The following is a 25,408-nucleotide window of genomic DNA, read 5'->3' as shown; positions in this document are numbered from 1 at the left end:
AGCGGCGATAGCGCTCGTCATGGTCGAGCCACAGCTCGCCGATGGCGGCGAACTCACCGCGGAACCAGCCGCTCACGACATTGACCGCGACACGGCCATTGGTCAGGTGGTTGATGGTGGCTATCTGCTTGGCCGCCAGCGCTGGATTCCATGGGCCGGGCAGGATCGCCGCGATGACTTTCAGCGTTGTGGTCGCCGCAAGCAAGGCGTGGCTGAACGATACGGATTCGTGCTGGTTGTCGGCGCCATAGCCGGCCGTGAAGCGTATCTGGCTCAGCGCGTAGTCGAAGCCGTTGGCCTCGGCGATCTGAGCAAGCTTTCGGTTATAGTCGATGTCCCAGCCTGTCCGCTGCTCGATGTTGGAGATGACAAGGCCGCCCGAAACGTTCGGGACCCAGTAGGCGAATTTCACGTCGTCGGAATTCGAGGTCATTTCGTTCGTTTCCCCTTTTGATTGGCTTCAACCGACGCGCGTGGCGACGGCAGTGTTTGCATCACTGGAATTAAGCAAGGAGACCGCTTCGGTAGCGGCCCGTGAGATGCGCTCGAAAATCGCTGCGCCGACGATCTTGGCATCGACGAAATCGTCGGGCGCGCCGTAGACGCCGGTCGGGACGGTGACGGCCCCGAAAAACCCGAACAATGGCCGGAGCTGATGTTCGAGAACCAGGCCATGGTATGGACTTCCGCCGGTCGCCGCGAGAAGCACGGTCTTGCCCGTCAGTGCACGATAATCGACGAGGTCGAACAGGTGCTTGAGAGCGCCGGTGTAGGACGCCCGATAGACCGGCGTTCCGACCACGAGCAGGTCGGCCTTCTCGACACGCTGGATGATCGCTTCGCCAGACGCGCCGAGCGCACGACGAGACAGCCCGGCGAAAATCGACGGCGCCGCCTCGGTGATTTCGATCAGGCCGGCGTCCGACGGGACACGCGACGCGACCGCCTTGACCAGCGCGCTCACCACCGCGGTGGTGCGGGATGGCGTACTAACGCCGCCGGATATGCCGAGAACCGAAATTCTTGCCACGTGTCGTCGATCTCCTGTTCCACCAAGGGGATGCCCGGTTGCCAACACGGGATCGTACGATATTACACAAAATCTATAGAGATAAGGAATTATCTTTTGATTTTTCCAAACCATTGAGAAAATCGGAGTGCTGACGCCTCATTAGCATGAGCTCTAACATCCGATTGGCGGCAAACCGCGGGCGCAGACCGGCCAGGCTTGATCGTGGCGATCGGCGCTCCGTTGCCCGGTGCGGCCCGCGCCGCAGATTGTCACCACCGGCACGTCGCGCTTTTGGTCGTCGATCGGCGTCGCCGCCGTGATAGCTGCCGTTGAATCGGACCCCGAACTGCCGCTCGGCGCCGAAACGCCCGCTCACATCGAGATGCCCGCCGCCCTGGGGGCTCGACCGTGTCAGATCGACCTCGGCCCGCGCGCTTGGGATGATATTGGTCGTACCCCCCGAGACTGCTGTTCGGCGCGATGCCATAAAGGAGCGCCACCGGTCCTTTGAGAACCTCGATCGCTCGATATAATCGGTGAACAAGCGATAGGTCGGCGCGACCCCGAACACACCATCGAACGCGACCTCGCCAAAATTTCCTTCATTGATCGGAAAGCCGCGAATGTAGAAGGAATCCAATATCCCGCCGGTTGAATGGGTGCTCCGTACCAAGGATCATTGATCATCACGTCGTCCACCGTGCGTGCGCCCTGATCCTCGATCGTTTGCGCCGTGTAGCTGCCTATGTTGAACGGCGTATCCATGATGTCGCGATTGCCGAGCAGGCCCAGGCGCCCGCCTCGCGCGACTTGTCCGCCCGGATACGCTTCCGGCAGATTGTCGATCGTTGCGGTCAGGGGCAGGCCGCCCAGCCCCACCACCACGATGCGCTCGAGCACCGTGCCATGGAATGTTCGTTTCATTGTTGACAGGTTAGTCATGCAAGACCTCCTGACCATCCGCACCCAGCTCTCGCCAGGCAAGGCAAAACGTTCTTGGTCCTTGGCGTGAGGGGACTTGGATGAGGAAATCTGTTGGGCTGTTCGCTGCGCTGGCCGTGATGGGTCAGGACGCCGCTGCGCAGGAGTCGACGGCTGATCGTCTGATGAAACTAGACCGGGAAGACGGTTATGCCGGACTTTTCTGAAACGCCGGTGGCTGGCGCCCGAGGTCAGAACATATCGGTTTTCGCTCGCCTTCCCTCTCGGCTCACTCACTTGTGCGGCATACAATAGACGCCCTCGGATTCCATGAGTACCGCGCCGCCCTTCAACTCGCTCATTGCGCCGACCCAGGCTTCCGAATAAGTGCGGCTGGCATCCACGGCCGTCAGCCAAAGAACGCGATTGTCAGCCAGTTCGACTTTAACTTCCTGCTGCAAAGGGCTTGCCTGCACGGTCTGTTGATAGTGCCGTTTGATCCTGACATTGCTGGCCGGGAACTCAGCTTCGTTGCTGCCATAGTTCAGCACAAACCTAGTATGGTCCTCGGCCACTGTGCAACTGCCGTCACGCTCACACACGATTTTGGCGGCGGTCTTGCAGTCCCATTTCAGTGAAGCGGGCCACATCGGATTGTCCGCGCTCGATCGCGGCTTCTCGCTCTGGCTAGCCACCGCCAAGCCTGCCCATGGGCCCATTATCGCAGTCGACAGGAGCAGCGCCTTCAACACTTATTACCCTTCCCTGATCCAGTACCGTATTGCTGTCTCGAAGCTATCGCTGGCGTCGGGGTGAATGAACCGGACAGACACGCCTTGTGATCCTCATGGCGACTCATCCTGCGTGATCGCCTGGCTTATGGCATGTTGAGATTGAACCAGCTTTTCTGGCGCATGCCGTTCGCGTCGTCATACTCGATGAACCAGGGCTTTCCGCGCACCGGCCGAGAGATGGTGTAGTAGGTGGGGCCATTACCAAGGGAATGCCCTCTATCGTTGCCCGTGATCTGGATTTTTGCCGTCACCAACCTACCGTTGATTTCGATCTGGGCCTGTCGAGATCCGTTGTCATGGTCTTGGCCGAGACGACTATTCGTGAAAGTGGCGGGCAGGGTGAGCCTGTCGGAGCTGATACGGCAGATGTTCCGTTCTTGCCTCATTCCTCGCCGATCGGAGTCGTAGCTGCCAGCTGCTTGCCAGCCAGCTGGACAATCCTCATACTTCTCGAATCTCGCGGCGCTGGAGTTGGCTTGTGGACAGATCGGCCAGTTAAAACCCGGCGCTTTCATCGCCGCCATCAACTTGTAGATTGACGGGTGGCAAGAAGGAGTGGCCTGCCAGTCACCGGACAGGCAGAGGAGGACCTGACAGCCCCATTCCGATGCCTGTGATTGGGATGGAAGAGCCGCGGCGCCCACGACGACGGTGGCACCCACCAAGAGATATTTCAGCATGTTCATAGCCTTTTCCTCGCTGCGGATTCTGATACTTTACTATGGATCATCCGCGCGAAAAAGGACAGATCGAGAAGGCAGGTTGTGCGACTACATCGATTTATGAAACGAGACGACGCGGGCCTGGTCAACAACCCGTTGCGCGCCAACATTGCGAGAACGCTGGAGCGGGAGAGAGCTAGGCGTGGCCTATCCCATATGCACATGGCCGAGCTGTTCCGGACCGTCGAGGGCGAAAGGCTCGCCTACCGGACATACATCCAGACCGTGCGACAGAAAAACAATGTCACCCTGACGACGTTGCAAATCATGGCAAGCGGCTTGCATGTGTCAGTTGCGGACCTGCTCGCGGGCGGAAAAAAACTTCCCGAATGGGCGCATCAGTTGGACGAAAATGCAATCCGCATGCGTCTGGCGCACATCATCGACATTGAGCGAAAACGACGCACTTTGCTCCGCTATAAGATGGCCGAGCTCATCGGCGTGGCGGAGGCGACATTCATGAAATTGGAACGCGCAAGCGGCAATATCAGCGTCGACACAATTGCGGCGATCGCCAAGGCGTTGAAACTTGATCCAGCGACCTTCCTCTTTTCCGATAAGGTCCCGCCATCAACTGATCTACCTGATTCTGACGCACCCGGAGGCGTAGGTTCTCATTTCAGAGTGCCGTGAACTTCCAGCGTCATCATCCGTCTAAGCTGCGCTACACAGAATGCCTGGCAGGTTTTCGCCGTGATAGCGCATACCGGTGCATTCAGGTGAAAATGGAGCAGAGCTGACAATTAGGCGCGCCACGTGTGTACCTTTTTTCGCCCGCGCCTGAGGAACGACTGCCATGACGTGGCGGCAGTCGAATGCACCGGAATCCTGATCTCTACGGTTGTGCCGGCACCGGGAGCGCTGTTGATGATGAGCCTTCCTTTCAGCGTCGAGACCATCTGGGAACATGCGGTCAGTCCAAGGCCAGTATGATTTCCAGCTCGCGTTGAAAAGAAAGGTGTAGTTGCCTTCACAAGGATTGCAGGCGACATGCCTGCGCCGTTGTCCGCCACATCTAGTACGAGGTAACTGCGCAGGAGGAAGGGACGTCGCTTGACTGTCGCGGAGATGAGAATTGGGGCGTTTCTGGTGCCGGATAGAGCGGCAAGAGCGTTTTCTATCAGCTCATTAACGACCAACCGTAACGGCGTCGCCGGAACAGGTTGCAGACGTGCTTTAGGATCGACCAAAACTTGCACCAAACTGCTGCGATCGTGCGCGAGATCCTCGAGGAGTGGGCCGAGCGCCACGGTGCTGGAATCTTGTGGCGCATAGGCGATCTGAAGGACACTGTTGGTGATCGATTCCAGTTCAGTAGCAGCACTGCGCGCAGCCTCAAGCATTTCGCCGCTCGGTTGCTTGTCTGGTTGTGCGTGCTCAAGGAACAGCCTCAAGGCTGTAACCCGCGATCGGGTCATATGCGCAAAGAGCGAAGCGAACGAGCGCATATGCTGGTCACGGCGATTGGCCAAAGCATAGCGTTGATGGATAACGAGATAAAAGGTGGCACCCAGGCCAAGTGCGATGGCAAAGATGAACCAGTTGCGCGAGGCCGCAATGTCGATGCTGGCGGTCTGCTGCAAGGTGGCACTGTGATCAACGGTAGAGCTGGAAATCTCGTAAATTGACTGTTCCAGCTTGGCCATGTCGGCAATGGCTTGGGTGTAGTTTGTACGCGCTGACACAAGAGGGGCAATTTTCTGTTCGAGGGTTAGGCCAATCCGGCCCAGGAGTTCGGCATCGTGGTCGGGAAAAAAGCGGTTCAGATAGGGCAGGTTTTCCAACTGCGCGACGTTGACGTTCACCAACGCCATTTGTCGATCGATGTCCGCATCAAGCTTGCCCGTCTCGTCGGCAATGCGAAGATAGCCATAGACTCGTATAAGGCGCTCGCGAATCTGTGCCGCGCGCCACTGAATCTCGAAAGTCTGATTGAGGATGGCATCCGTCTCCTGACGGTAGCGGTTCGATTGCATGAATGTCCACGCACTCAGCCCAAGCGCTGCAGCCATACCGAGATACGGCAGAACAGTGAGCAAACGGCCGTTTAAGAACTTCATTGCGTGGCGCGCAGGATGACTGGGAAAAACACCCAGATCGAGTTTCTTGCGGGAACATATGAAGCAGGCAATTGGTCGAAGGGCCAAACAATGAAGATGGGGCCTTTTTCTACCATGCTGATCGGGCGGAAATCCTGGCCCGGCGGGCAATGCGAGCCGGCCTTGTCACTCTCGTTGCAACGACGTTCGATCGCCAGGATCGGATTATAAGACCGGATTTCGTCCATATGAATGTCGGAAACGAAGTTGTCATAGGCGACAACTTTGACCTCCTGCACGGCGGTGACTCCGGCCTTGGCAAGCACATTTGCAAGCAGCGGCCCACGATATTCGATTTTCTCGTTGTCGCTCGTCCAAGGCGTACGCGTGTCATAGGTCTGTTGTGGAAAGTCTGCCCGCAGCTGCTTTACTGAAAAAACGGCGACAGTCTTGCCGCTGGCGTCTTGAACCGACACTTCGTTGGGATCGAGCGGAATTTCCTCGGCGGCGCTGGCGAGCGGAAGGGCTACGGCAAACATGACGGCGAGAGCATTACGCAACATCTTCCACATCCTCGTATTCGCGGGGGCCATCGTTCTTAGCGAAGAGGACGCAAGGTCCTCGGGAGCCCCGCGGATCGTAGGCAAATCCCTTTTCTGCTAGGGCAAGGGTGATGTTGCGGATGCCGTCAAGGCCATAGAGGTGGTCGTGCAGCTCAAGAAAGATGCGTTCGACGCCGGGCAGCTCGGCATCCTGCAGAAGTTCTTTCTCAGCTCCTTCAATGTCCATGACGAGGGCGTTTATTCGATGATCGGCGATGAAACGATCGACGTCGGCCGAGACGATCGAAAGTTCGCGCTCATATGGTCCTTGGTCTTTGTCCGTGGAAGACATCCAAAGGTCGCGGCGAACGTAGAAGGTGAAGGACCGCGGCGGGCCTGCTGTGAGGATACCCTGCGAATATGTGACATTGTCGAGATCGTTGGCCGCTATCACGCGCTTCGCTAGTTCCGCTGTTGCGGGATTCGCTTCAAAAGCCCACACCTGAACGCCGGGGATTTTCGCGATCAGTGCGGTGATGATGCCGATACCGGACCCTAGCTCCAGTACGCGATCGCGCGCCTTGACTGCCCTGAAGATCCACTTCGCTTCCTTCGCCTCATAGCTCTGGCTTTGAAGCGCTCTCCAGATAACCGGCGAAACATCCTGTGGTGCGACAGGAACCTTGATTCCATGGACGATCATGGGCGCAATTGTCTCACAGACCTCGTGGGAGCGGATGGCCTTGCCGCATGAGCTTGGCGCGAGCCTGCTTGTAGTATTTCTCGGCCGAGCCGGCATCAATGGCCAGCCGGTCGGCCATCAGCGAAAAGATTTCCTTGCGTTTCACGCCGGGTTCGCGATGCGCCATCATGTCGATGGCCTCTTGTTCGCGCGGTGTAAGAACAGAAAAGCGATAATCGGGTTTCGTCATGACAACCCGCGACAGGCGCAACGAGAATCCCTTGGTGGAAATATCGTCCAGCACGTCCCTGAACACGCCGGGCGCAAGCCCGGTCTTGCCGAGATAGGCGGCAGCGCCGATTTGCCGGAAGCCATCCGCCTCGCAAAGGTTGTCAGAACCGGTGACGACAACATGGATCGCACTGGGTGAAGCCTCGATGATCTTGTCGACGACAGCGACGCGGTCGCCCTGTGACGTGGGATCAAAACCGGGCAAGCCAGGATCGATCACGACAAGATCGAAATGATTGTTTTGAAGCTCGGCAGTCGCGATGTTCAGCGTCTCCGCTCCCAGGACAATGCATTCTTCGAAGCTTGCTTGCACTTCGTTCATCAGTGCCAGACGCATAAGTGTCTGGTCTTCGACCACCAGGGCACGAAACATTGGAAGCCAATCCCTCTACGCATGCGCCCACCGCCCCTGTCTCTCAGAATTGGTCGCTTCAAAAAAGGGATGATGTCATCCCTATTTTTCCTCACCTCCCGAGCTACCAGTATGTGACCGATGTACGCCAGGGCGAGGACGATGCCTATTCAACAGGTCTGCAGCAATGGACAGATGGAAGCGGCTGAAGACGTCGCAAAACTGATTGCGGAACATCGTCAGAGCGTTGCCGCGCTTGAATGTATCGGCAAGCGATGGATGGGGGCCGAAGGGCCGGACGCGATCGTGCTGGGTGAGAGGCTGGACGCGGTCATGGCGGAGGAGGCCGCTGTGCGAAGGCGTGCTGCCATTGCTCCAGTAGCCACTATCGCGGAAATGAAAATGAAGGCTGCTTACTTCCAACGGCTGACGGCTCATGGCTGGTGCGAGATTGATGTCGACGATTGGCGCGCGTTGCTCGGTTCCTTCACGAAACTGCAGCCCTAAGAAAAGATCGTCGAAATCCATGAGGCCACGGTATTCCAGCCCGCGTAGATGGCCGCCGGCACCAAAATGATCGCGATGAACGCAGCCGCTCCGCCAATGGCGCCGTCGCCGCGTCCTTCCACAGGATAGTAATATCTGTGCGCTTCATCATCGTGTTTCATGCTGTCTCTCCGACCGCTTGTTTAGCAGCAGTCGCACAGGATGCCGAAACGTTGTGCCCCACAAACCCGCACGTTTCATCTTAGCGTTGATTTCCGCGATCAGATAGTTCTCATTGACGGCTTTGCCGTTTGCGGTTGTTGCGGCAAACGCGTATCCGGTCGCTATCAGCGCCGTGCCGACGTCGATTGTGTCGCCATTCAGCTGCGCACCGCACACGACAAAAACCGCCTTGTCCAGGGCGTAGCCGATTGGCTGGCATGTAACCGCCGCGCTATCGAATAGGGCTGCAAGGTGCGCCAGCGAGGTGTTCCCGCAATCGATTTTGTTTCCATTTTGCTCTTCGGCTGACGTGCCTCGAAGACATGACTGGACGCCATAGAGGCGGAAAAGGTGATCTCCATCACGCCAGGTATCTCCGGTCAGCAGTTGAGCCGATTTCGATACTGCCAAGGGCGTTGGCACGGCAGACTCGGATGCATCCTGGGCCTGGGCCGAAGCGCACAAACCAAATGCGGCCAGCACTGCGAAGCTCGCCTGCTTCATTCCTGGAACTGTCCACCGAGGTCGGCCGAATGCTCCAGATCGGGGCGCAGCGACTTGCCGTCCTTGTTGCGTCCGATCGCCGCCATGTCGAAAAAAACCATTTCGTCATCGTCGTAGGCGACGTTGTACGGGTCGTTTGCGTTGCCCGCACCGACGAGAGAGAAACACGACACGGCGTCGGGTTCACCCTTCGTGCTTTGCAGCACAAGTGTTTTGCAAAGCACGACAGATGCGCGATTGTTGTAGATTGCCTCTTCATAGTCCTGCGCGGCCTTCGTGCAGTCCCATTGCTGCGTCTTGTACGTGATCTTCGGTTTGGGGCAGGCCGCAAGGCCGCGCAGCCGGTACGTCACGCCGTTTATGACGCGCTCGGTCGCCGACGGCACCTTAACCGGCGAGATAAGGGCGGCCGCATCGCGCTGAAAGAGCGCGCCTTTTGCATCATAGCGTTCATAGACGAACACCTTCTCGCCCGGCTTGGCAAACTGGAGCAGGTAGTGCTCCGACGGCTGGGCAAAGGCACTCGGGGCGTCGGCGCCGGCAGCATAAGCCGCGGTGCCCTGAAGCAGCAAAACCATGCAAAGGGCCGTCTGTCTCATCGAAATCCGTCCTTGCGATTACATACAGTGTTGACACTTTACTAGGGCTGCGTGTAGCCATAGTAAAGTGTTAAATTTTGGCGACACTATGAACGCTCGATTCGCTCTCCTGCTCACCCTGTGTGGCGCCACGATGCCGTTCAATGCGCACGGCCAGGACCTGGCATCAGACCGCGTAGCAGTTGCCTTTGCAACACCGGCGCAAGCCCTTGCCGCGGTCGGGGCGCAAAGGCCGGGGGCGTGTACGACCGGAAATCGTGCTGAGGTCTCCCGACTTGTGCGTTCAATCGCGCAAGAGGAAGGGTTCGACGCCGATCTGGCCGAGGCAATTGCATGGGCCGAAAGCGATCTCGGCGCCAGTCAGGGTCCGTCGAAGGCCGGAGCCCTAGGGATCATGCAGCTGATGCCAGGCACGGCGGCCGATCTCGGCGTGAGCGACCGTTGCGACACAGAGGCAAATGTACGGGCTGGCCTCCGCCATCTGAAGTCACTCTATGACGAGTTCCAGGATCCGCTGCTGATGCTGGCGGCTTACAACGCCGGGCCCAACAGCGTCTACAAGGCGCAGGGCATTCCGGTGAATCCGGAAACTGCAGAATACATCGTGAAAATACTGAACCGCTGGAAGTTCGGCGGTGTCGTGAAGAAGTCTGCCCTGGCCAAATCCGAAATGCTCGCGGCCGCTCCGCCAGCAAGCGAGGACGCCTGGCAGGATGGTCATGTCATGGATTTCGGCAACTGAAAGGAGCCAAGGGTGGAATACAGGAAAGCGGGCAAATTTGCCCTGAAACTGGCCTTGGCCTCGGCGGTCGGAATAGCTCTCGCGCCGGCCAGTGCATATGCGCAGCCGGCGGCACCGGTCGAGAATGTGCTGGAGTGGTTCGTCGGCGTTCTGCAGGGCAACATCGCGCGCTCATTCGCCATCATCGCGGTCTGTTTTCTTGGCTTCCTCGCCATGACGGGCCGCCTGGCGTGGATGATGGCTTTTTCCATCATCATTGGCATCGCTCTGATCTTCGGCGCTGCCCAGTTGGTGGATGCGGTTCGCGCGACCGCGGGAGGCAGCTGAGACATGGACGACGAGGAAGTCTATGTCGAGCCGGTCAGCCTGCCACTGACACGCCCCCCGATGAAATGGGGGGTGCGATATGAAGTTTTTGCTCTGAACGGCATCCTGGCGGTGATCGGCTTTATCGCCACGAGCAGCTTCATGCTCGGTCTTGGGGTGTTCGGCGTGGTGCATCTGGTCAGCGCATATCTGTGCCAGCTCGACCCCTATATGTTTCATATTTTCGAGCGGCGCGTCTCCAAACGCGGAGCGGTGGCGAACCTTACTTTCTGGGGGGCGAGGAGCTATTCGCCATGAGCCTCGATGCCGACCTGAAATTTGGCCGTGAGCGGCGGCGTGAAAAGCCCGCGGCGATGCACATCCCTTACCTTCGCCATGTCGATGACAATCTGATCGTAACGAAGAGCGGCTTTCTGGTGGGCGTCATCCAGCTCAGTGGCCTGCCCTTCCAGACGATGGACCAGGCCGAGTTGAACAGCCGCATGTTCAACCGCAACACGACGTTCCGGAATCTCTCAACGTCTCGCTTTGCGGTCTACACTACCATCATCCGCCGCCACGTGACGCCGGAGATCGAAGGCGACTTTGACAACCCTTTCGTGGCCGAGCTCGACGCCCGCTACATGGATGAGCTTGGGGCGAAAAACCTTTTCGTCAACGAAGCGTATCTGACGGTCATACGCCGGCCGATGGTCGGCCGCGTCGGCTGGGTGGACAAGGCGCTCAATGCGTTCCGCATCAGCACCGCAGGCGAAGAAACCCGCGAAGAGGCGATGGCCGAACTGCAGGACGTTCTCGACGGCGTCGTCAAGGATTTTACGGCTTATGGTGCACGTCTTCTCGGTCTCGTGAAGCGCCGCAACGGCTTCTTTTCCGAGCCCGCGGAATTTTTGGCGAAGATCCTCGCCGGCGGCGTCGATGTGGAAATGCCTTTGCCGCGCATGTCCCTTGGCGATGTGCTGGCGACGCGGCAGCTGTTTTTCGGCAAGTCCGCGCTGGAACTTCGCGGACCGGACGCTGGCAAGCTCGGCGCCATGGTGTCGATCAAGGAATATCCGCCGTTCACCGCGCCGGGCTCATTGGACGGTCTCTTGCGCCTGCCACATGAGTTCGTCCTGACGCAGAGTTTCGCGATCGAAGACCGTGTCACGGCGATGCGCAGGATCAACACCATCGCGAACCAGGTTGAGGGCTCCGACGAGGCGGGCACGACAGTCGAGCAGTCCGTCCACGACGGCGCCGACAAGCTGGCCGGCGGCGAAGTCGTCTTCGGACAACATCACATGAGCGTCATGGCATTGGCACCGGATATGGCTGGGCTCAACCGTGCGCTATCCGATATCACGGCCGAGCTTTCGCGCATGTCGATCGTGCCGGTCCGCGAGACACTGAACACGGAACTCGCCTTTTGGGCGCAGTTGCCGGGAAATTTCAGCTACATCGCGCGACGCGCGTTGATCTCGTCCCTTAACTTCGCCGGCCTTTTTTCAGGACACAATTTCCCCTCGGGCCAACGCGAGAGGCTGCATTGGAAACGCCCCATCGCTTTGCTCGAAACGACCAGCCAGACAGCCTATTATTTCAATTTCCACGTTCACGATGTCGGGCACTTTACGGTGTTCGGTCCGACCGGCTCGGGCAAGACCGTGGTGCTGTCATTCCTGATGGCGCAGGCCATGCGCATCATGCCGCGGCCACGATGTGTTTATTTCGATTATATGCGCGGCGCTGAAATTTTCGTTCGGGCGCTCGGCGGTCGATACGAGGTGATGGAGCCTTCTCAGCCGACCGGGTTCGCGCCATTGCAGCTCGAGGACACGGCAGAAAACCGTTCTTTCCTGGAAGATCTGCTCATCTACATTCTAACGCCGGAAGGCGGTGCGCTGGACGTGGCGGAGATGCGCGTCATCAACGCCGCCGTCGACATGATCTACAAGATCCCGCGCAAACAGCGGACCTTCGACCTGCTGCCGGAAGTGCTGCGGGGTTCGCTCATGCCCGGCATGAATGATCTGGCCGCGCGGATACAGCCCTGGCTCGACCCGAAGGACAGAGGCTGGCTTTTCAACAATCCCGTCGATCTGGTGGATTTCTCGAAACCCGTTGTCGGGTTCGACATGACCAAAATCCTGGGCGACCGAAAGCTGCGCTCGGCGGCGTTGCTCTACATCTTCCACCGTCTTGAGGACGTCATCGACGGCTCGCCGATCATGCTCTTCCTCGATGAAGGCTGGAAGCTGCTGGACGACGAGGTTTTCGCCGCTTTCATCAACGAAACGCTGAAGACCATTCGTCGCCGCAACGGCGTGGTCGGCTTTGGCACGCAGACGGCGGAAGACGTCGTCAATTCCGCCATCTCGTCGTCACTGATCGAGCAAACGAAGACCAACATTTTCTTCCCCAACCCGAAGGCGAGCAAGGAGTCCTACATGGAGCGCTTCTCGCTGACAGCGAAGGAATTCGAGTTCGTGCGCCGAACCGCGAAGGAAACACGCACCTTCCTCGTCAAGCACGACAGCGACTCGATCGTCGCCAAGCTCGATTTGTCGGCGATGCCCGATCTCATCAAGGTCTTGTCCTCGAACGAAGCCAACAGCAAGGAATGCGCACGGCTCCGGGAAACCTTCGGCGACGAGCCGGAGATGTGGCTGCCATACTTCTGCGGATGGGAGAACGAGCATGACGAAGCGGCTTAGCAGCGCTTGTCTGGCCGTGGCACTCGCGACGGCGGAAAGCATGAGCTTGGCTGTCGCGCAAATCGCGGTCATCGACGATTCGAACCTCGACAAGCGGCAAGAGGACGAGCAGCACAGCACGAAGTCGGATGAAGCGAAGAAGGACGAAACTAACAGGAAAAAAAGCGTCGTCTGCACCTATTCGAACAAATACCGCTCACAGATGTTTCGCCGGTCCCCGGCCGACGCGTTGCAGCGCGACGCGGGCAACGTGAAAATGATCCGCTATTACGCGCAAAAGTACGGCGTGCCCGAAGGCCTGGCGCTCTCCGTCGCCTATCAGGAATCGCGCTTTGACACGTGCGCCGGGAGCCACACCGGCGTCAAAGGCGTCATGCAGCTGACCAAGGGCACCGGCAAGTCCATGGGACTGGACCGCGACGTGAACGAGCAGAATATCGAAGGCGGCGTCAAATATCTCGGAATGGGGGTGAAGCAATGCGGGGCGACAAATTACAGCTGTCTCGCCTCCTTCTACAACGGATCGAACGCAGGCGAGCAAAACCAATGGGCCGGCGGCGTCGGCCGTTGGAACAGTTACTTCAACGACTATGTGTCGAGCGGCAAGGCTCCGGCCGCCGCGCCGGCACCATTCTCGATCGTGACGGCCGACGGCGCCGGCGGCACGGCCCAGGACGCGGCCATGGGCACGGTCAGGAAGGCGGCTGGCGGCCTTGATGCAAGCTCATCGCAGATGGGCGCCAACTATGCGGCGATTGACGCGCTAGCGGGCAACGTTGGCCAAGTGACGGAATACAAGGACGCTTGGGAGCTGAACTCGTCGGCTCGTGGGATCAACGCCGATGTCACCAACCAGTACCTCGCCAATGCGGGGAATTTCACTGGCCTGCTGGCTCAACTTCTGTCGTTGCAGAACGTTCAGGCATCGCAGTCGGCCAAGCTGGTGCAACAGCCGAAGAGCGGTTCTCCAAACCCGTTCTCTTGCAATCCCGTGGAACTGGAATGGTTGAAGATCGATCGCGGCCGGTGGCTACCATGCGCGGTTGAGAATGCAGGGACAAGCTCAGCCGACAGCCGCTCGATGATCATCACCACTGACCCTGCTGGCGCTGCCAGCGTCATCGATTCTCTGCAGCAATAGGAGGCTGACATGACGAAATTCGCAATTGCCGGCAGTCTGGCGCTTTGGGCAAGCACGGCCCACGCACAGATTGCCGTCATCGATGGCGCCAATCTCGATGTCGCCCGCAAGAATGCGGACAATACCAACTCCATCATGGATTCGAACAAGGATATCCTGAAAAAGAGCGACGAGATCCTGCAGGCTCTCAGCGGCAGTCGTGACGGATCGCTCGGGATCGGACAGATGGGCCTTGGCGGCAATATGTCGATTGCCCAGGCGCCGTCGTTCGGATCGATCCTGAACGGCGGGGCTCTTTCGTTTGGCGGCCTTTCGCCCGAAATCCAGAAAATCGCCGGCGCCGTCATCAACGGGCTCCAGCTGGTGAAGCAGCTCCAGCAGATTGCCGGCAAAGAGACGAGCGCCGTCAACACGGCCTATGGCGGCAGCGTCAACGTGGCCTCGCTGCTAAGCGCGCTGACTTCGCAGGCCTCGCAAGGTGTCACCCAGCGCCAACGGTCCCTGCAGTCCGCGAGCGGGCAGATCGGGCAGTCACAGGACGTCAAGGGATCGGTGGACCAGAACACACGAATGCAGCTGGAAAACGCGCGCGCGGTCAACGAACTGATCGGCGTGCAGAACGGTGCGGTCGCGGCCCTGAATGAGAAGCTGAAGGGAGATCTTCTTCGCCAGAGCCAGGTGCAGAAGATGATGACGCCGCGCACCGTCAATCCATTCGCGGAATTCGGCAAGAGCGGGGGCTGAGCGCTTGTCGAGGCGAGTCCTGCGCATATGCGTTGTGATTGGGCTCGGCGCGGGGCTTTTTGGATGCGCTAATCGCGAACTGAAAGCTCCGTGCGGGCCTTTGGCGTATGCCCACACCGACGAATGCGGCGCGCTGAAGCCGGTCAATTCAACGCCGTTCGCCAGCATCATTGACGAGGATCCATGAACGGTCTCGCCGCAAGCATCCTCGGTGGCATTGACAACATCGGCGAGGACTTCGTTCGCACCGTCTATATGCAGTTGGGCAATGCGATGGGCAACGTCTTCACGCTGATGCTGACCCTTTATATCGTGTGGTGGGGCTATTCGATTTTGAGCGGGCGTGAGTCGATTTCGCCAATCGAAGCGGCCTATCGCCTCGGCCGCGCCGTCATCATCTATCTGCTGCTGACCAGATGGGGGACATTTTCCGCGACGATCTATCAGCTCGTGCAAAGCATTCCAGACGAGGTCGGTAAGGTGATCGTCGGCGCCGTGTCGCGGGCCACCGGCAATCAGCTCAGCGATCAGGCGGCAATTCCAGCGCTGATCGACAATCTCTACCAAGGGGCGCAGGACGTCGCCAATCAGGTCTATAGCGGATCCTTCTATGACATTTTTGGCGCGCTCTTGTCGCTGCTCGTCCTGCTGTCTGCCATCATCTTCGCAGCGCTTGCCATTGCCGCGATCATCGCCGCCAAGGTGATGTTGTTCATCACGCTGGCCTTGGCGCCGATATGGATCATTCTCTGGCTTTACCGATGGTCCTCGCGCATGAGCGAAGGCTTCCTTTCGCTGAGCACCTTCCTGATGATCCAGCAAGTCCTGATCTACGGCTTTCTCGGTTTCTACTTCTCGCTCGTCAACGCGGCGCTGAACACCGCCACGTCCGGCGGAGCGACCATGGACAGCAAAATGTCGCTGGTGCTGCCGCTGGTGCTGGTGACGATCATCGGGATCTACGTTCTCATGCAGATACCTTCGATTGCTTCGATCCTGAATGGCGGCGGGTATCTGAGCACCGTGGGAGCATACAATCCTTATAGAAACTTCGGCAGAAACGCCGTGCGCTATTCCGGCGCGCGATGGGTCGCAGGCCGCGCCGCTCGCGGCGCCCGACAGCTCGCGGCAAACAGTTTTCGATCTTCGCGAGCAGCTAGGGCGGATGCCGCAACCCGGTCCGCCATCCAGCAAGGTGCGCGCGATAACTCCAGGCCTCTGGCCTAGGACACAAGAACGATCACCGATCGCGGCGTGGATCAGAATGCGTCGCGCAAACGAGGCAATAGTAACGTGACAATGCCAGTGGAAACGGCTGCCGACCGCAGCAGCGAACTCGTCGACAAGCGCTATTACAGGGCGGGCGCGACCTGGGAAGACGACACGCACCGGTCAATGCGTCGATCGCGTACATTGGCCTGGATCATCAGCGGCGTTTCCGGACTGGTGGCGGTGCTGTCTCTGTTGGCGCTCGTGCTGATCCTGCCGCTCCGGCAGTTCGAACCGTATGTTGTCGAGGTCGACAAATCGACGGGCTACCTCGAAATCATGCGCGCGCTGAAGCCTGGAGATTTGTCGCAGAACGAAGCCGTCACGGCGGCCAATCTGGTCCGCTATATCAGGGCCCGGGAAACCTACGATTCCCGTGAACTGAAACAGAATTACGACCTGGCCCAGCTCTACTCCACCGACGCGGCATCCAAGGATTTGACGTGGCTTTATACGCCTGCAAATCCACAATCGCTGGACAAGATTTTTGGCCGCAATGTCACTGTCTCGGTCGAGATCAAGTCGGTTTCCCTGCTCAATCGCAACACAGCCTCGGTGCGCTTTGCCACGACGACGCGGCGGGACAATTCGTCCACCACCGACGATTGGGTGGCGGTGATAAAATTCCGCTACACCTCGACGCCGCTGAAGAACGAATGGCGTTTCGACAATCCGTTGGGATTTCAGGTTACGGACTACCGCCGCGATCAGGAATCGGCGCCCGCTGCGGGGAGCCTACAATGAGATGGCGCGTGGGCCTTGCGCTGTCGGCCGCCTTTCTGCTCGGCACAATGCACGACGCGGCCGCACGCGACGGCCGCATCCGATACGTCACCTTCAACAATGACGACGTGACGTCGGTGCGCGCAGCTCTGGGTATTTCGACGATGGTCGAGCTCAGCCCGACCGAAGTCATCGAAACCGTGTCGGCTGGCGACACGAAAGGCTGGTCGATCATCCCCAAACGCGGATCGCGATTTCTGTTCGTAAAGCCGCTGGAGCGCGATGCGTGGACCAACGTCAACGTCGTCACCAACCGGCGCGTCTATTCCTTGCTGCTGCAGGCAACCGACAATAGCCGTGACCGGGCATCGTTCCAGGTCCGGTTCAAATACCCGGACGAGGATATCAACGCGCGCCTGCTCTCACAGGCCAAAGAGAGCGCCGCCGATCCGGATTTGAAGGACCTGAACTATGCCGATCTCAATTACGACTATGCCTACAAGGGTGACGACAGCCTGAAGCCGCGTACCGTATTCGACGACGGCACGAAGGTGTTTCTGGAGTTCAAGGGTGACATTCCGGCGATTTTCGTTGTCGACGACAAGCGCCATGAGTCGCTGGTCAACGTTCGCACGCAGGGCAAATACACAGTCATCGACAAGGTCGCGCAGCAATTCACCTTGCGGGCCGATGGCAAGACGCTCTGCCTCTACAACCGGGCGCGACCCAACGCCATCGATCCGGTCGAGCAAGTCTACGGTCCAACGAAACTGACAGGCGGTTCCACCCTGTTCGGATCCAGCGGAGGGCGGTGATGACCCAGATCGATTATAACCAGCTGGACGGCAGCCCGACGGTCGCGCGCCGCGGTGCGGGCGTGGGTACCAGGATCGCCCTGGTCGCCCTCGGCGTGGTGCTGGTTGGCGCGTTGATATGGCTGAACTGGCCCCGGGAGCCGGTATCGCGCGATGTTCGCAGCGACGGCGAGGAAAACTTCAACCCGCCCGAATTCCGCCCGCCGGCGTTGAACGAACCGCCGCAACCTGCCGACGGCACCATCGAGCAGATTGTGGTGCCGCCACCGGCCGCCGACCAGAGCGGCGCGCAACAGGCTACCAATGTCGATCAGACCGTGCAGGAGGGCGCGGATCTCGATGCGCAGCGGCGCGCGCTGGAGGCGCAAATGGCGGCAGAGGAGGCTCGCCGCAAGGCCGAGGCGGAAGAAGCCCGCCGCGAAGCCGCGGCAGAGGAAGAGGCTCGCCGTAAGGCAGAGGCCGCCGAGCGCGAAAAAGCGGTGTGGGAACGCCTGCGCTCGAACCAGATGGTGACGAATGATCAAACCGGCTCGACGGATGCCGGCGCCCAGGCGGCGCAGGTCGAGATCGCGCCCGACGGTCAGATCATTCCGGTCCCCGGCGCCGACAGTGATCCCAACAAGGCATTCCTGGCGCAGTCTGAGGCAAGTTCTTCCGGCATCGTCAAAGCCAGGGTCTTCCGACGCACCGATGCGTTGATCCCTGAAGGCACGATCATTCGCGGCTATTTGGAAACCGCGATCAACACCGACCTTCCCGGTGCCGTGCGCGCTGTCGTGCGTGAGGATGTCTTCTCGCTCGACGGCAGGCGGATCCTCATTCCGAAGGGCTCGCGCCTGACCGGAGAATACCGCTCGGGGCTTGCGCGCGGTCAAAAGCGTGTTTTCATCGTCTGGAGCAGGGTCATCCGCTCGGATGGCATTTCCGTCGACATCAAATCGCCTGGTGCCGACGCGCTCGGCCGCGGCGGCATGGGCGGCCGTGTCGATACGCACTGGGCTGCACGGTACGGCAACGCCATCATGCTTTCCGTGGTTGGCGGAGTCTCTGAATATCTGTCCTCGCTTGGCGATAGCGGGCAAGATGGCCAACAGCGCCAGGTGTCGACAATCGATCCCGTAACAGGTGAGACCACGACCCTAACTTATGGTGGCAATGGCTCGCAGCGCGACGCCCGCAGCATCGCGTTTGATAAGTCATCGACCGCCTTGCAGCAACTCGCGCAAGAGGCGTTTCGCGACACGCAGAACATTGGCCCGACAGTCTACGTCGACCAGGGCACATCGGTCGTCGTGCTGGTGCGGCGAGATCTCGATTTCTCGGACCTATACGCCGATCCCGTCCAGGAAGAAGTTGCACGCCTGAAGGCAGGTGGGCGGCCGAAGGCGGCGATCGATCCGACGCCTCTCTACGGCATGCCGACGGATCATTTTTATTCCGGCTATGGGAGCCCGGTGAAATGAATGCCGTGCATCCCCTCCCTGACCCTTGGGCGAGAGCCCCGGTCCTGCGTGCTCATCTGGAACCGATATGGGCCTATTTGACCGAAGATGCGGTGTCCGAGATTGCGATCAACAGGCCGGGTGAATTGTTTATCGAACGCCTCGGCGCGAAGGAAATGGAGCATGTCGTCAAGCGCGAGGTCACGCCCGGCTGGATTAGGCATATCTCGACGGGTGTCGCCTCGGCGACAAATCAGGTCATCAACGAAGAGAAGCCGGTCCTGTCGGCCGCTCTACCCTCGGGTGAGCGCATCCAATGCATCTTGCCGCCGGCGGCTCCCGAAGGCGGGGCGATTTCGATCCGCAAGCAGGTCATCATGGATATGAGCCTTGCTGCCTACAAGGATCTCGGCGCCTTCGAGGACACGGCAATGGGCAGCGGCCTTGCGCTTTCAATCGAAGAAAAGCGACTCGTCGAGATGTTGCACGACACGTCGCCAATGGACTTCCTGCAATACGCGGTGCGCAACCGCGTCTCGATCGTGGTTTCAGGCGGCACGTCAACCGGCAAGACGACTTTCTTGAATGCGCTCTTGAAGGAGATCCCGGCCCATGAGCGGATCATCACGATCGAAGACACCCGCGAACTGAGGCTGCCGGCTCCCAACAACGTCACCTTGATAGCCTCGAAGGGCGACCAGGGGCTTGCCAAGGTCTCCGCCCAACAGCTGCTCGAAGCCTCGCTTCGCATGCGGCCCGACCGTCTGCTTTTGGGCGAGTTACGCGGCGCTGAAACCTTCGCGTTCCTCCAGGCGATCAACACCGGCCACCCGGGTTCGCTCACGACCGTTCATGCCAATTCCGCCCGGTCCGCCTACGAGCGGCTGGCGCTCATGGTCATGCAGGGCAGTTCGGGCCTCTCACGAGGCGAAATCCTCGGCTATCTGCGCGAGGTCATTCCGGTGGTCGTCCAGATGGTCCGCACCGAAGGCGGACGGCGCGGCATCAGCGAGATCAAGTTCACCAAGGCCGAGACAATCTAGCGGGGGCCTATCCATGCAGAAAATCGCAACTGCAATTTTCATGGTGCTCATGGCGATGGCCCTGGGCGCCCTGGTCTTCACCGTCGTCTATGCCGCGACAGATTGGTTCAGGACTGGCTCCCGGGTCCTGTTCGACCAGTTGAACGCCAATCCCTTGCCCGTCGTTCGTCTGGCCTGGGCAGATACGATAGCGGGGAATGTTAGCCGGGTACAATACGCCGTCGCCGCAGGGGCATTAGGGTTTCTTGCGCCGCTGGTCGGCCTGTTTCTCATGCGCCCGAAAAAACGCAACGACTCTCGCTTCATGACTATGAGCGACGTATCAAAAACCGGCCTGACGAAAGTTGGCGGCGTCTTCGTCGGTCGAGCCGGCGGCAGGCTGGCCGAAATTCTGTCGCCCGGCCGCGATCAGCGCTCCGGCAAGATCCGCTTGACCCAGCGCAAGCTGATCGGCGGCAAGAAATTGTGGATTGATGGCGATGATGTCGGCGGTTTCGTCATAGGACCGCCGCGCTCCGGTAAAGGCACGTCTCTCATCATCCCGAACGCCTTGACCTGGCCGCATTCGCTCGTGGTTCTCGACCTGCGGGGCGAGACCTATGCGGCGACTGCCGGTTACCGTTCAACCATCAGCCGCGTGGTGCGTTTTGCGCCGGCTGATCAGGACGGCAATACCGCATGCTACAATCCGATGGACTTCATCTCGCTGGATTCGGCGCAGCGCGACATCGACCTTCGCAACATCGCTGCGGCGCTGTTTCCGCGACCGCCCTCAAATGCCGACCCTTATTGGGTGAACGACGCCCGTCTCCTTTTTACCGGCATAGCATCCTTCGTCATGGAATCGCCGACGATCCCAAACCAGAAAAAGACCTTTGCCACAATCCTCGAGATCATGAACGGTGCCGAGCAGCCGCTCCTGGAATTCATCGGCTCGCTGCGCGAGGAACGCCGCCGCGAATGTTCGCATTTCACATTGCAAACCCTGCTGCCCTACTTTGAGATGTCTGAGCGGCAGTTCTCCGGAATCTACGCCGGCGTGCGCACCGGCATGGCCCCCTTCCTCAACGAGCGCCTGATGCGAGCCACCTCGCGCAGCACGTTCGATATTCGCAGGCTCAAGCGGGACCGGATTTCTCTCTATCTCGACGTGCGCCGCGAGCAGATCACTTCGCTTGGACCGTTGTTCAACGTCCTGATCACGCAGATGATGAACTTCATGTCGGAAAGCCTGCCGCAGCCGGGCGAGCATCCGGTACTTGTGCTGCTCGACGAGTTCCAGAACCTCGGCAAGCTGGAGAACGTCACCGAAATGGCGAGCGTGCTCGGCGGCAACGGTGTTTCGATGTGGTTTTTCGTGCAGTCGTTGAAGGCTGTAGGCGAGATCTATCGCCAGGAAGGGCGCAAGACGCTCATTAATGCCGCTCGCGTGCAGATCTTTTTCGGCGCGCAGGATGCTGACGATCTGCGCTACGTTTCCGAGCAGCTCGGCGAAAGGTCGGACGTGCAAAAAGACGTGACGCGCACCAAGGCGACGTTGTTCGACACTTATTACACGCGCTCGGAGCACCGCAAGGAAGTGCGGCGGCCGCTCATGCGGCCGGACGAAATCCGCACGCTCGACAAGAACAAGGTCATCATATTGCCGCGCGGCGAGCTGCCGATCCTTGGCACGCGCAATTTCTATTTCGCCGACGGCCAGCTCGCCAAACGCGCATTCATGCCCCTGCCCGCCTCTACCGACGCTTCGCGCACGAAAAGACCTGCGCTGGACGCTTCCGCGGCGGTTCCATCTCCTGCGCTCCCGACGATTGTGCCGACAGCACCGGCGTACCGCTCAGGCCTCTTGCAGACGCGCCTACGGCGCGGCGCAACATTTGCCGCAAAAGCCGGCCGTATGGCTCCGCCGCGGGGCCGGCGCACAATCGTCAAAGAACGGCCGAAAGCAAGCGACACTGCAGGTGTGCCACCTTATGCCGCCATAGATTTTTCCGCGTTGGCGGCCAAAGCGGTGACAACACGCATAGCGCCAGAAAAAGAAGCGGCGGTTGCGGCTATCCTAAACAAGGTGCGATCTCTCCGAGCCCACGCATCCGACACCGAGGCTTTCGATCGAAATTTGAGCGTCGTCGAAGATACTTTGCCTGATGTAGTCGACGGGTAGGAACTGCTGCGCCCTGCTCGTGTCAGATAGAAGAGCGGCAACGTCATGCCTCAGGCCTTCCGTATCAGCCGCCAGTTGCCGGGCGGTGCCGCTTGAGCACTCCAGTCAATCGCAGCGTAGAATCTTTGCTTCGCGCGCGACCGCGACGAAAGCCCTGCGGGCGGCGGGTGGATGAAGCTCACCTCGTATAACCTTCAGACAGGCGTCCATAGCTGCCCTGTGCTTCTCCGTCTGACGACCACCAAGATCCCGCAGCAGGATGGAGGCCGCATCATTAACATCGAACACGGTGCGTTCTGTATAGCGGCCAATCTGAATCACAACTGGCCTCTCAAATCTTACCAAGCCGGTCATCTACCCTCACCCTTGAAACTCTATCAACAACAGCCTGCGATCACCGGCGGAAGAAAAATCGCGTCGGTTGATCCCGCTTGCGGGTTGCCCCGGTCGGCCGCTCAATCGAAAGTTTAGTAAGAGGTGGGTTTCCACCCATGTTCAATTCGAGCAGACGTTGGTCCAATTCCTTGTCCGCCGCTGTGAGGCGATGGTTTAGGCGCAGATAGTCCATCCAGGTCGGCGTGCGGAAGGTTTCTGTCCAAAGCGAGGAATCCTGAAGATCGCGCTGGAGGTTCCAGTGCCTGGCGCCGACGCGGCTTTGCACCCGCCGTCGTTCCTGCATCTGATCGAGGAAAGCTTCGACGTTTGCCTCCGGTATTGAGTACTCGATCTTGATGACGATCGGGCCGCTTCTCGGCTTCAGGTCGAGAGCGAGTTGCGGTGTCTCGAAGCCAAAAGGATCCTGATCAGAGTCTTGCCATTGACGGATCGGCAACAGGAACCCGGTGGCCGCGACCATCAGTAGCGCAGCAGCTGAAATCTCCAGGGCTGAGGCAAGCGAATAGTTCTCAGCCACCGTACCCCACAGCCAACTGCCGGCCGCGATACCACCCGACGAAAGGGCATAATAGATCGAGAGCGTGCGACCAACGACCCACCTTGGGCTTGCCAATTGAACGCTTACGTCGAGCCCCGTCCAGGTGACCACCCATCCCGCGCCGCCGAGCGCCAGCGCAATAGCCGCCACTGCCACTGAAGACGTGAGAGCAAGAGATAAACAACACGCCGCGCAAGCAATGCATGCCAGTATTGTCAGTCGCTCCTGGGAGAGCGACCGTCTCAAAACATTGTTGCAGATGCCGACGCACAAGGCGCCGGTCCCGAAGCCAGCCATCAGGATGCCATAAACGATCGGTCCTCCGCCTAATTGATCGCGGGCAACGACAGGCAGGAGCGCGAGTATGGAGATGCTGGTCAGGCCAAAAAGCGCGCCACGCGCGATTGCCGCCTTGATCTCCGCCGATAGCGCCGTGAAGCGCGCTCCGTCATGAATGGCCGTGGTCAATGGCTCGCGCGGGAGGGGGGACGAGCGAACATCCCATTTGCGGCGCCCTATGGTCCACAGCAGCGCTAGATAGGTCAGCGTCGCCACAGCGAAAGCTGTCAAAGGTCCAAAGGAGGCAACGACAATGCCACCAAGCGCCGGACCGACGCTTCGAACAGCGTTATATCCAACCGAGATGAGCGTAACCGCGGCTGGAACTTCGCGTTTTCGTAAGATGTCGCCGACCGACGCGTGCCAAGCGGGATCGGTGAAAGCGGCGCCCGCTCCGGCCAAACAGCTGAATGCAAGAACCATCCATGGATTGAAAATTCCCAAGCCTGCAAGAACCGTCAGCATCGCCGAGGACAGCGCTATCACGGACCAGCCAGCGAACATCAGATTGCGGCGGCTGAAATTATCAGCCAGGGCTCCGGCGATGATCGACAGGATGAATGTAGGCAACGTCGTCGAAGCCTGCACCAAGGCGACCATCACGTCGGAAGTCGAAATGGTCGCCATCAGCCAACTGATGGCGACAGTTTGAATTAGCCAGCCAAAGCTGGACACCTGCGTAGCAAGCCAGATCGATCGGAAAGTTGCATTCTCGAGCGGCGCAAATGTCGCCGACGAAGCTGGAGTCGCATCTGCGGGCGCCACCCTGCTCATTGGGTTGAGCCCTCCCCTCGGTCTATCGGTCGCGTTTAGAGGTGCCCTCCCGGCGCAGGTGCCCGTGGAGGAATAGCAGCATGAGCGCATTTGCTAGGGATAGCGCAAGACAATTCTTCACCGCCGGCGCTCTGGCCGAAGCGATTACTTGGTCTGGAAGAAAAGGCGGATGCAGCCTGACCGCAAATCGGGCATCGCACCGAGTTTAGGAATTGCCGCCTTCGGGAAGGAGACCTTCATTCCGCGCGGGAAACGATGCCCATGGAAAGCCTGGGACGACGGCGCCGATTTCTATCAGAGAGCTGGCCCGCAGCGGATTCAACGAAGCCGGGCCACACCTACCTAGCCGCCTTGATGCACGGCGATAAGCTTTTGACGGCCTGAAGCGACGCTGTGGTCGCCGTTGCGGTGCTTTTCCACGCGCCTCGTCAGGCGCCGGGATTGCTCCGTCGTGATGGCAGGCGGGGGTTTGCAGGTTGCGGTCGACGGGTTCGTTTCGGGGCGTCTGCCCCCATCGTTATGTCGCGAGTTGGGGGATGCGATCGAGGACGATGCGCAGGATGCGCTGGTCGGGGCACGATGTCGGCAGGTGCAGGCGGATTTGCGATTTCATCTCGACCACCCGCGCAGCGATTTTGATGAGGCGCAATCGCAGCGTGTCGAATTGGGCGACGGCAAAGCTCGAGCGCCTCGGCATCGCGGCCCGCAAGCCCCACATCAACCAGTAAGCACCGGCATGCAGGAATAGCCGGAACTGGTTGGCCGTCGCTCTGGTGCAGGATGTGCGGTCGGCGGCAAGATGCGTCTTCCACGTGATGTGGTTCTCGGCCGCGCCGCGCCGGCAGTAGACATCCTCGTAGAGCGCCTTGGCCTTCCCACCGGCAAGGTTGGTGACGACGAAGCGGATATCGCCACCTTGGGCGCCGACCTCGACCCGCGCGATGATGCGCTCGACGCGGCTCCAACTAGCGGCGCCGTCAACGAACTCCTTGAACCTGCGGACGCTTGCCTGTCTTGGCCGACGCTTCGAAGCGCGCCGTCGTGCTGGCCTCCAGATCCGCGACATGCTTGCGCAGGGTCGTGGTGGGC

Annotated in this window: 29 protein-coding genes and 1 pseudogene; 15 read left to right on the top strand and 15 right to left on the bottom strand. The window is 59.6% G+C overall.

The window, feature by feature from the left end; translation table 11 throughout:
* The 3 genes from NKH41_RS31525 to NKH41_RS34290 all read right to left on the bottom strand — a co-directional run.
* On the bottom strand, positions 1–433 hold a 433-nt coding region (locus NKH41_RS31525; RefSeq protein ID WP_352935538.1), incomplete at its 3' end, for an LLM class flavin-dependent oxidoreductase.
* A 27-nt stretch (positions 434–460) separates the two neighbouring features.
* A complete protein-coding gene (gene msuE, locus NKH41_RS31520; protein WP_352516267.1) occupies positions 461–1,030 on the bottom strand; it encodes an FMN reductase in 570 nt (189 codons plus the stop codon).
* A gap of 73 nt (positions 1,031–1,103) precedes the next feature.
* Entirely contained in the window at positions 1,104–1,652 is a 549-nt protein-coding gene (locus NKH41_RS34290) for a hypothetical protein (protein ID WP_023722891.1), read from the bottom strand.
* A 382-nt stretch (positions 1,653–2,034) separates the two neighbouring features.
* Between NKH41_RS34290 and NKH41_RS31510 the strand changes: the two genes are divergently transcribed.
* A complete protein-coding gene (locus NKH41_RS31510; RefSeq protein ID WP_023722890.1) occupies positions 2,035–2,160 on the top strand; it encodes a hypothetical protein in 126 nt (41 codons plus the stop codon).
* A gap of 66 nt (positions 2,161–2,226) precedes the next feature.
* On the opposite strand, the gene NKH41_RS31505 is transcribed toward NKH41_RS31510, so the two are convergent.
* Both NKH41_RS31505 and NKH41_RS31500 read right to left on the bottom strand, forming a co-directional pair.
* Complete coding sequence (locus NKH41_RS31505) at positions 2,227–2,685, bottom strand: hypothetical protein (RefSeq protein WP_031195338.1); 459 nt, start codon at positions 2,683–2,685, stop codon at positions 2,227–2,229.
* A 125-nt stretch (positions 2,686–2,810) separates the two neighbouring features.
* On the bottom strand, positions 2,811–3,413 hold the full coding sequence (locus NKH41_RS31500) for a hypothetical protein (RefSeq protein WP_023722887.1): 603 nt from the start codon (positions 3,411–3,413) through the stop codon (positions 2,811–2,813).
* 198 nt (positions 3,414–3,611) lie between these two features.
* Here NKH41_RS31500 and NKH41_RS31495 point away from each other — a divergent pair, with 198 nt between their 5' ends.
* Positions 3,612–4,082: a helix-turn-helix domain-containing protein gene (locus NKH41_RS31495; RefSeq protein WP_245278784.1), complete on the top strand. Its 471-nt coding sequence runs from the start codon at positions 3,612–3,614 to the stop codon at positions 4,080–4,082.
* Positions 4,083–4,192: 110 nt separating this feature from the next.
* On the opposite strand, the gene NKH41_RS31490 is transcribed toward NKH41_RS31495, so the two are convergent.
* From NKH41_RS31490 to NKH41_RS31475, 4 genes are read right to left on the bottom strand one after another with little or no spacing between them, the layout of a single operon-like run.
* Positions 4,193–5,509: a sensor histidine kinase gene (locus tag NKH41_RS31490; protein WP_023722885.1), complete on the bottom strand. Its 1,317-nt coding sequence runs from the start codon at positions 5,507–5,509 to the stop codon at positions 4,193–4,195.
* Positions 5,506–6,051, bottom strand: a complete 546-nt coding sequence (locus NKH41_RS31485; RefSeq protein ID WP_156948359.1) for a putative pterin-binding protein — start codon at positions 6,049–6,051, stop codon at positions 5,506–5,508. Before NKH41_RS31485 ends, NKH41_RS31490 begins: the two co-directional genes overlap by 4 nt.
* The gene (locus NKH41_RS31480; RefSeq protein ID WP_023722883.1) at positions 6,041–6,733 is read right to left on the bottom strand and encodes an FkbM family methyltransferase; all 693 of its coding nucleotides are present in this window, start codon (positions 6,731–6,733) and stop codon (positions 6,041–6,043) included. Before NKH41_RS31480 ends, NKH41_RS31485 begins: the two co-directional genes overlap by 11 nt.
* A 13-nt stretch (positions 6,734–6,746) precedes the next feature.
* Positions 6,747–7,376, bottom strand: a complete 630-nt coding sequence (locus NKH41_RS31475; protein WP_023722882.1) for a response regulator — start codon at positions 7,374–7,376, stop codon at positions 6,747–6,749.
* A 141-nt stretch (positions 7,377–7,517) separates the two neighbouring features.
* Here NKH41_RS31475 and NKH41_RS31470 point away from each other — a divergent pair, with 141 nt between their 5' ends.
* Positions 7,518–7,862 carry a hypothetical protein gene (locus NKH41_RS31470; RefSeq protein ID WP_031195334.1) on the top strand — a complete coding sequence of 115 codons (345 nt, stop codon included), beginning with the start codon at positions 7,518–7,520 and terminating at the stop codon, positions 7,860–7,862.
* On the opposite strand, the gene NKH41_RS31465 is transcribed toward NKH41_RS31470, so the two are convergent.
* The 3 genes from NKH41_RS31465 to NKH41_RS31455 are packed head-to-tail and all read right to left on the bottom strand — an operon-like array spanning position 7,859 to position 9,166.
* A complete protein-coding gene (locus NKH41_RS31465; RefSeq protein ID WP_156948357.1) occupies positions 7,859–8,023 on the bottom strand; it encodes a hypothetical protein in 165 nt (54 codons plus the stop codon). The two genes, NKH41_RS31470 and NKH41_RS31465, sit on opposite strands and share 4 nt — an antisense overlap.
* On the bottom strand, positions 8,010–8,567 hold the full coding sequence (locus NKH41_RS31460) for a thermonuclease family protein (protein WP_023722879.1): 558 nt from the start codon (positions 8,565–8,567) through the stop codon (positions 8,010–8,012). Before NKH41_RS31460 ends, NKH41_RS31465 begins: the two co-directional genes overlap by 14 nt.
* Positions 8,564–9,166 carry a hypothetical protein gene (locus NKH41_RS31455; protein ID WP_352516264.1) on the bottom strand — a complete coding sequence of 201 codons (603 nt, stop codon included), beginning with the start codon at positions 9,164–9,166 and terminating at the stop codon, positions 8,564–8,566. The genes NKH41_RS31460 and NKH41_RS31455 overlap by 4 nt, the downstream gene beginning before the upstream one ends.
* Positions 9,167–9,254: 88 nt before the next feature.
* On the opposite strand from NKH41_RS31455, the gene NKH41_RS31450 reads away from it, so the two are divergent.
* The 12 genes from NKH41_RS31450 (at position 9,255) to NKH41_RS31395 (ending at position 22,272) form a co-directional block, all read left to right on the top strand.
* On the top strand, positions 9,255–9,908 hold the full coding sequence (locus NKH41_RS31450; RefSeq protein WP_352516262.1) for a lytic transglycosylase domain-containing protein: 654 nt from the start codon (positions 9,255–9,257) through the stop codon (positions 9,906–9,908).
* Between the two features lie 12 nt (positions 9,909–9,920).
* The gene (locus NKH41_RS31445; RefSeq protein WP_352935534.1) at positions 9,921–10,235 is read left to right on the top strand and encodes a TrbC/VirB2 family type IV secretion system protein; all 315 of its coding nucleotides are present in this window, start codon (positions 9,921–9,923) and stop codon (positions 10,233–10,235) included.
* A gap of 3 nt (positions 10,236–10,238) precedes the next feature.
* Complete coding sequence (locus NKH41_RS31440) at positions 10,239–10,532, top strand: VirB3 family type IV secretion system protein (protein WP_352516259.1); 294 nt, start codon at positions 10,239–10,241, stop codon at positions 10,530–10,532.
* A complete protein-coding gene (locus tag NKH41_RS31435) occupies positions 10,529–12,931 on the top strand; it encodes a VirB4 family type IV secretion/conjugal transfer ATPase (protein ID WP_352516258.1) in 2,403 nt (800 codons plus the stop codon). The genes NKH41_RS31440 and NKH41_RS31435 overlap by 4 nt, the downstream gene beginning before the upstream one ends.
* Positions 12,915–14,072 (top strand): transglycosylase SLT domain-containing protein, encoded by a 1,158-nt coding sequence (locus tag NKH41_RS31430; protein WP_352516256.1) that lies wholly within the window; start codon positions 12,915–12,917, stop codon positions 14,070–14,072. The genes NKH41_RS31435 and NKH41_RS31430 overlap by 17 nt, the downstream gene beginning before the upstream one ends.
* Before the next feature lie 9 nt (positions 14,073–14,081).
* Positions 14,082–14,816 (top strand): type IV secretion system protein, encoded by a 735-nt coding sequence (locus NKH41_RS31425; RefSeq protein WP_352516255.1) that lies wholly within the window; start codon positions 14,082–14,084, stop codon positions 14,814–14,816.
* Between the two features lie 183 nt (positions 14,817–14,999).
* A complete protein-coding gene (locus NKH41_RS31420; RefSeq protein WP_352516254.1) occupies positions 15,000–16,043 on the top strand; it encodes a TrbL/VirB6 family protein in 1,044 nt (347 codons plus the stop codon).
* A 72-nt stretch (positions 16,044–16,115) separates the two neighbouring features.
* Positions 16,116–16,829 (top strand): VirB8 family type IV secretion system protein, encoded by a 714-nt coding sequence (locus NKH41_RS31415; protein ID WP_352547726.1) that lies wholly within the window; start codon positions 16,116–16,118, stop codon positions 16,827–16,829.
* Positions 16,826–17,623, top strand: coding sequence for a TrbG/VirB9 family P-type conjugative transfer protein (locus NKH41_RS31410; protein ID WP_352516253.1), 798 nt, complete (start codon positions 16,826–16,828; stop codon positions 17,621–17,623). Before NKH41_RS31415 ends, NKH41_RS31410 begins: the two co-directional genes overlap by 4 nt.
* A complete protein-coding gene (gene virB10 / locus NKH41_RS31405; RefSeq protein WP_352516252.1) occupies positions 17,623–19,086 on the top strand; it encodes a type IV secretion system protein VirB10 in 1,464 nt (487 codons plus the stop codon). The genes NKH41_RS31410 and virB10 overlap by 1 nt, the downstream gene beginning before the upstream one ends.
* A complete protein-coding gene (gene virB11 / locus NKH41_RS31400; RefSeq protein ID WP_352516251.1) occupies positions 19,083–20,108 on the top strand; it encodes a P-type DNA transfer ATPase VirB11 in 1,026 nt (341 codons plus the stop codon). The genes virB10 and virB11 overlap by 4 nt, the downstream gene beginning before the upstream one ends.
* A gap of 13 nt (positions 20,109–20,121) precedes the next feature.
* Positions 20,122–22,272 (top strand): type IV secretory system conjugative DNA transfer family protein, encoded by a 2,151-nt coding sequence (locus NKH41_RS31395; protein ID WP_352516250.1) that lies wholly within the window; start codon positions 20,122–20,124, stop codon positions 22,270–22,272.
* Positions 22,273–22,377: 105 nt separating this feature from the next.
* On the opposite strand, the gene NKH41_RS31390 is transcribed toward NKH41_RS31395, so the two are convergent.
* The 3 genes and pseudogenes from NKH41_RS31390 to NKH41_RS31380 form a co-directional block, all read right to left on the bottom strand.
* Positions 22,378–22,626: a DUF982 domain-containing protein gene (locus NKH41_RS31390; protein ID WP_023723202.1), complete on the bottom strand. Its 249-nt coding sequence runs from the start codon at positions 22,624–22,626 to the stop codon at positions 22,378–22,380.
* Positions 22,627–22,666: 40 nt separating this feature from the next.
* A complete protein-coding gene (locus NKH41_RS31385) occupies positions 22,667–24,319 on the bottom strand; it encodes an MFS transporter (RefSeq protein ID WP_031195547.1) in 1,653 nt (550 codons plus the stop codon).
* A 517-nt stretch (positions 24,320–24,836) separates the two neighbouring features.
* A pseudogene (locus NKH41_RS31380) lies at positions 24,837–25,408 on the bottom strand (transposase); the annotation flags it as partial.

Source organism: Mesorhizobium sp. M1169 (assembly GCF_040318345.1).
In the GTDB taxonomy this organism is placed as follows: Bacteria; Pseudomonadota; Alphaproteobacteria; order Rhizobiales; family Rhizobiaceae; genus Mesorhizobium.
The sequence above is the reverse complement of the archived record's forward strand: the minus strand, read 5'-3'. Positions and strand labels throughout refer to the sequence as shown.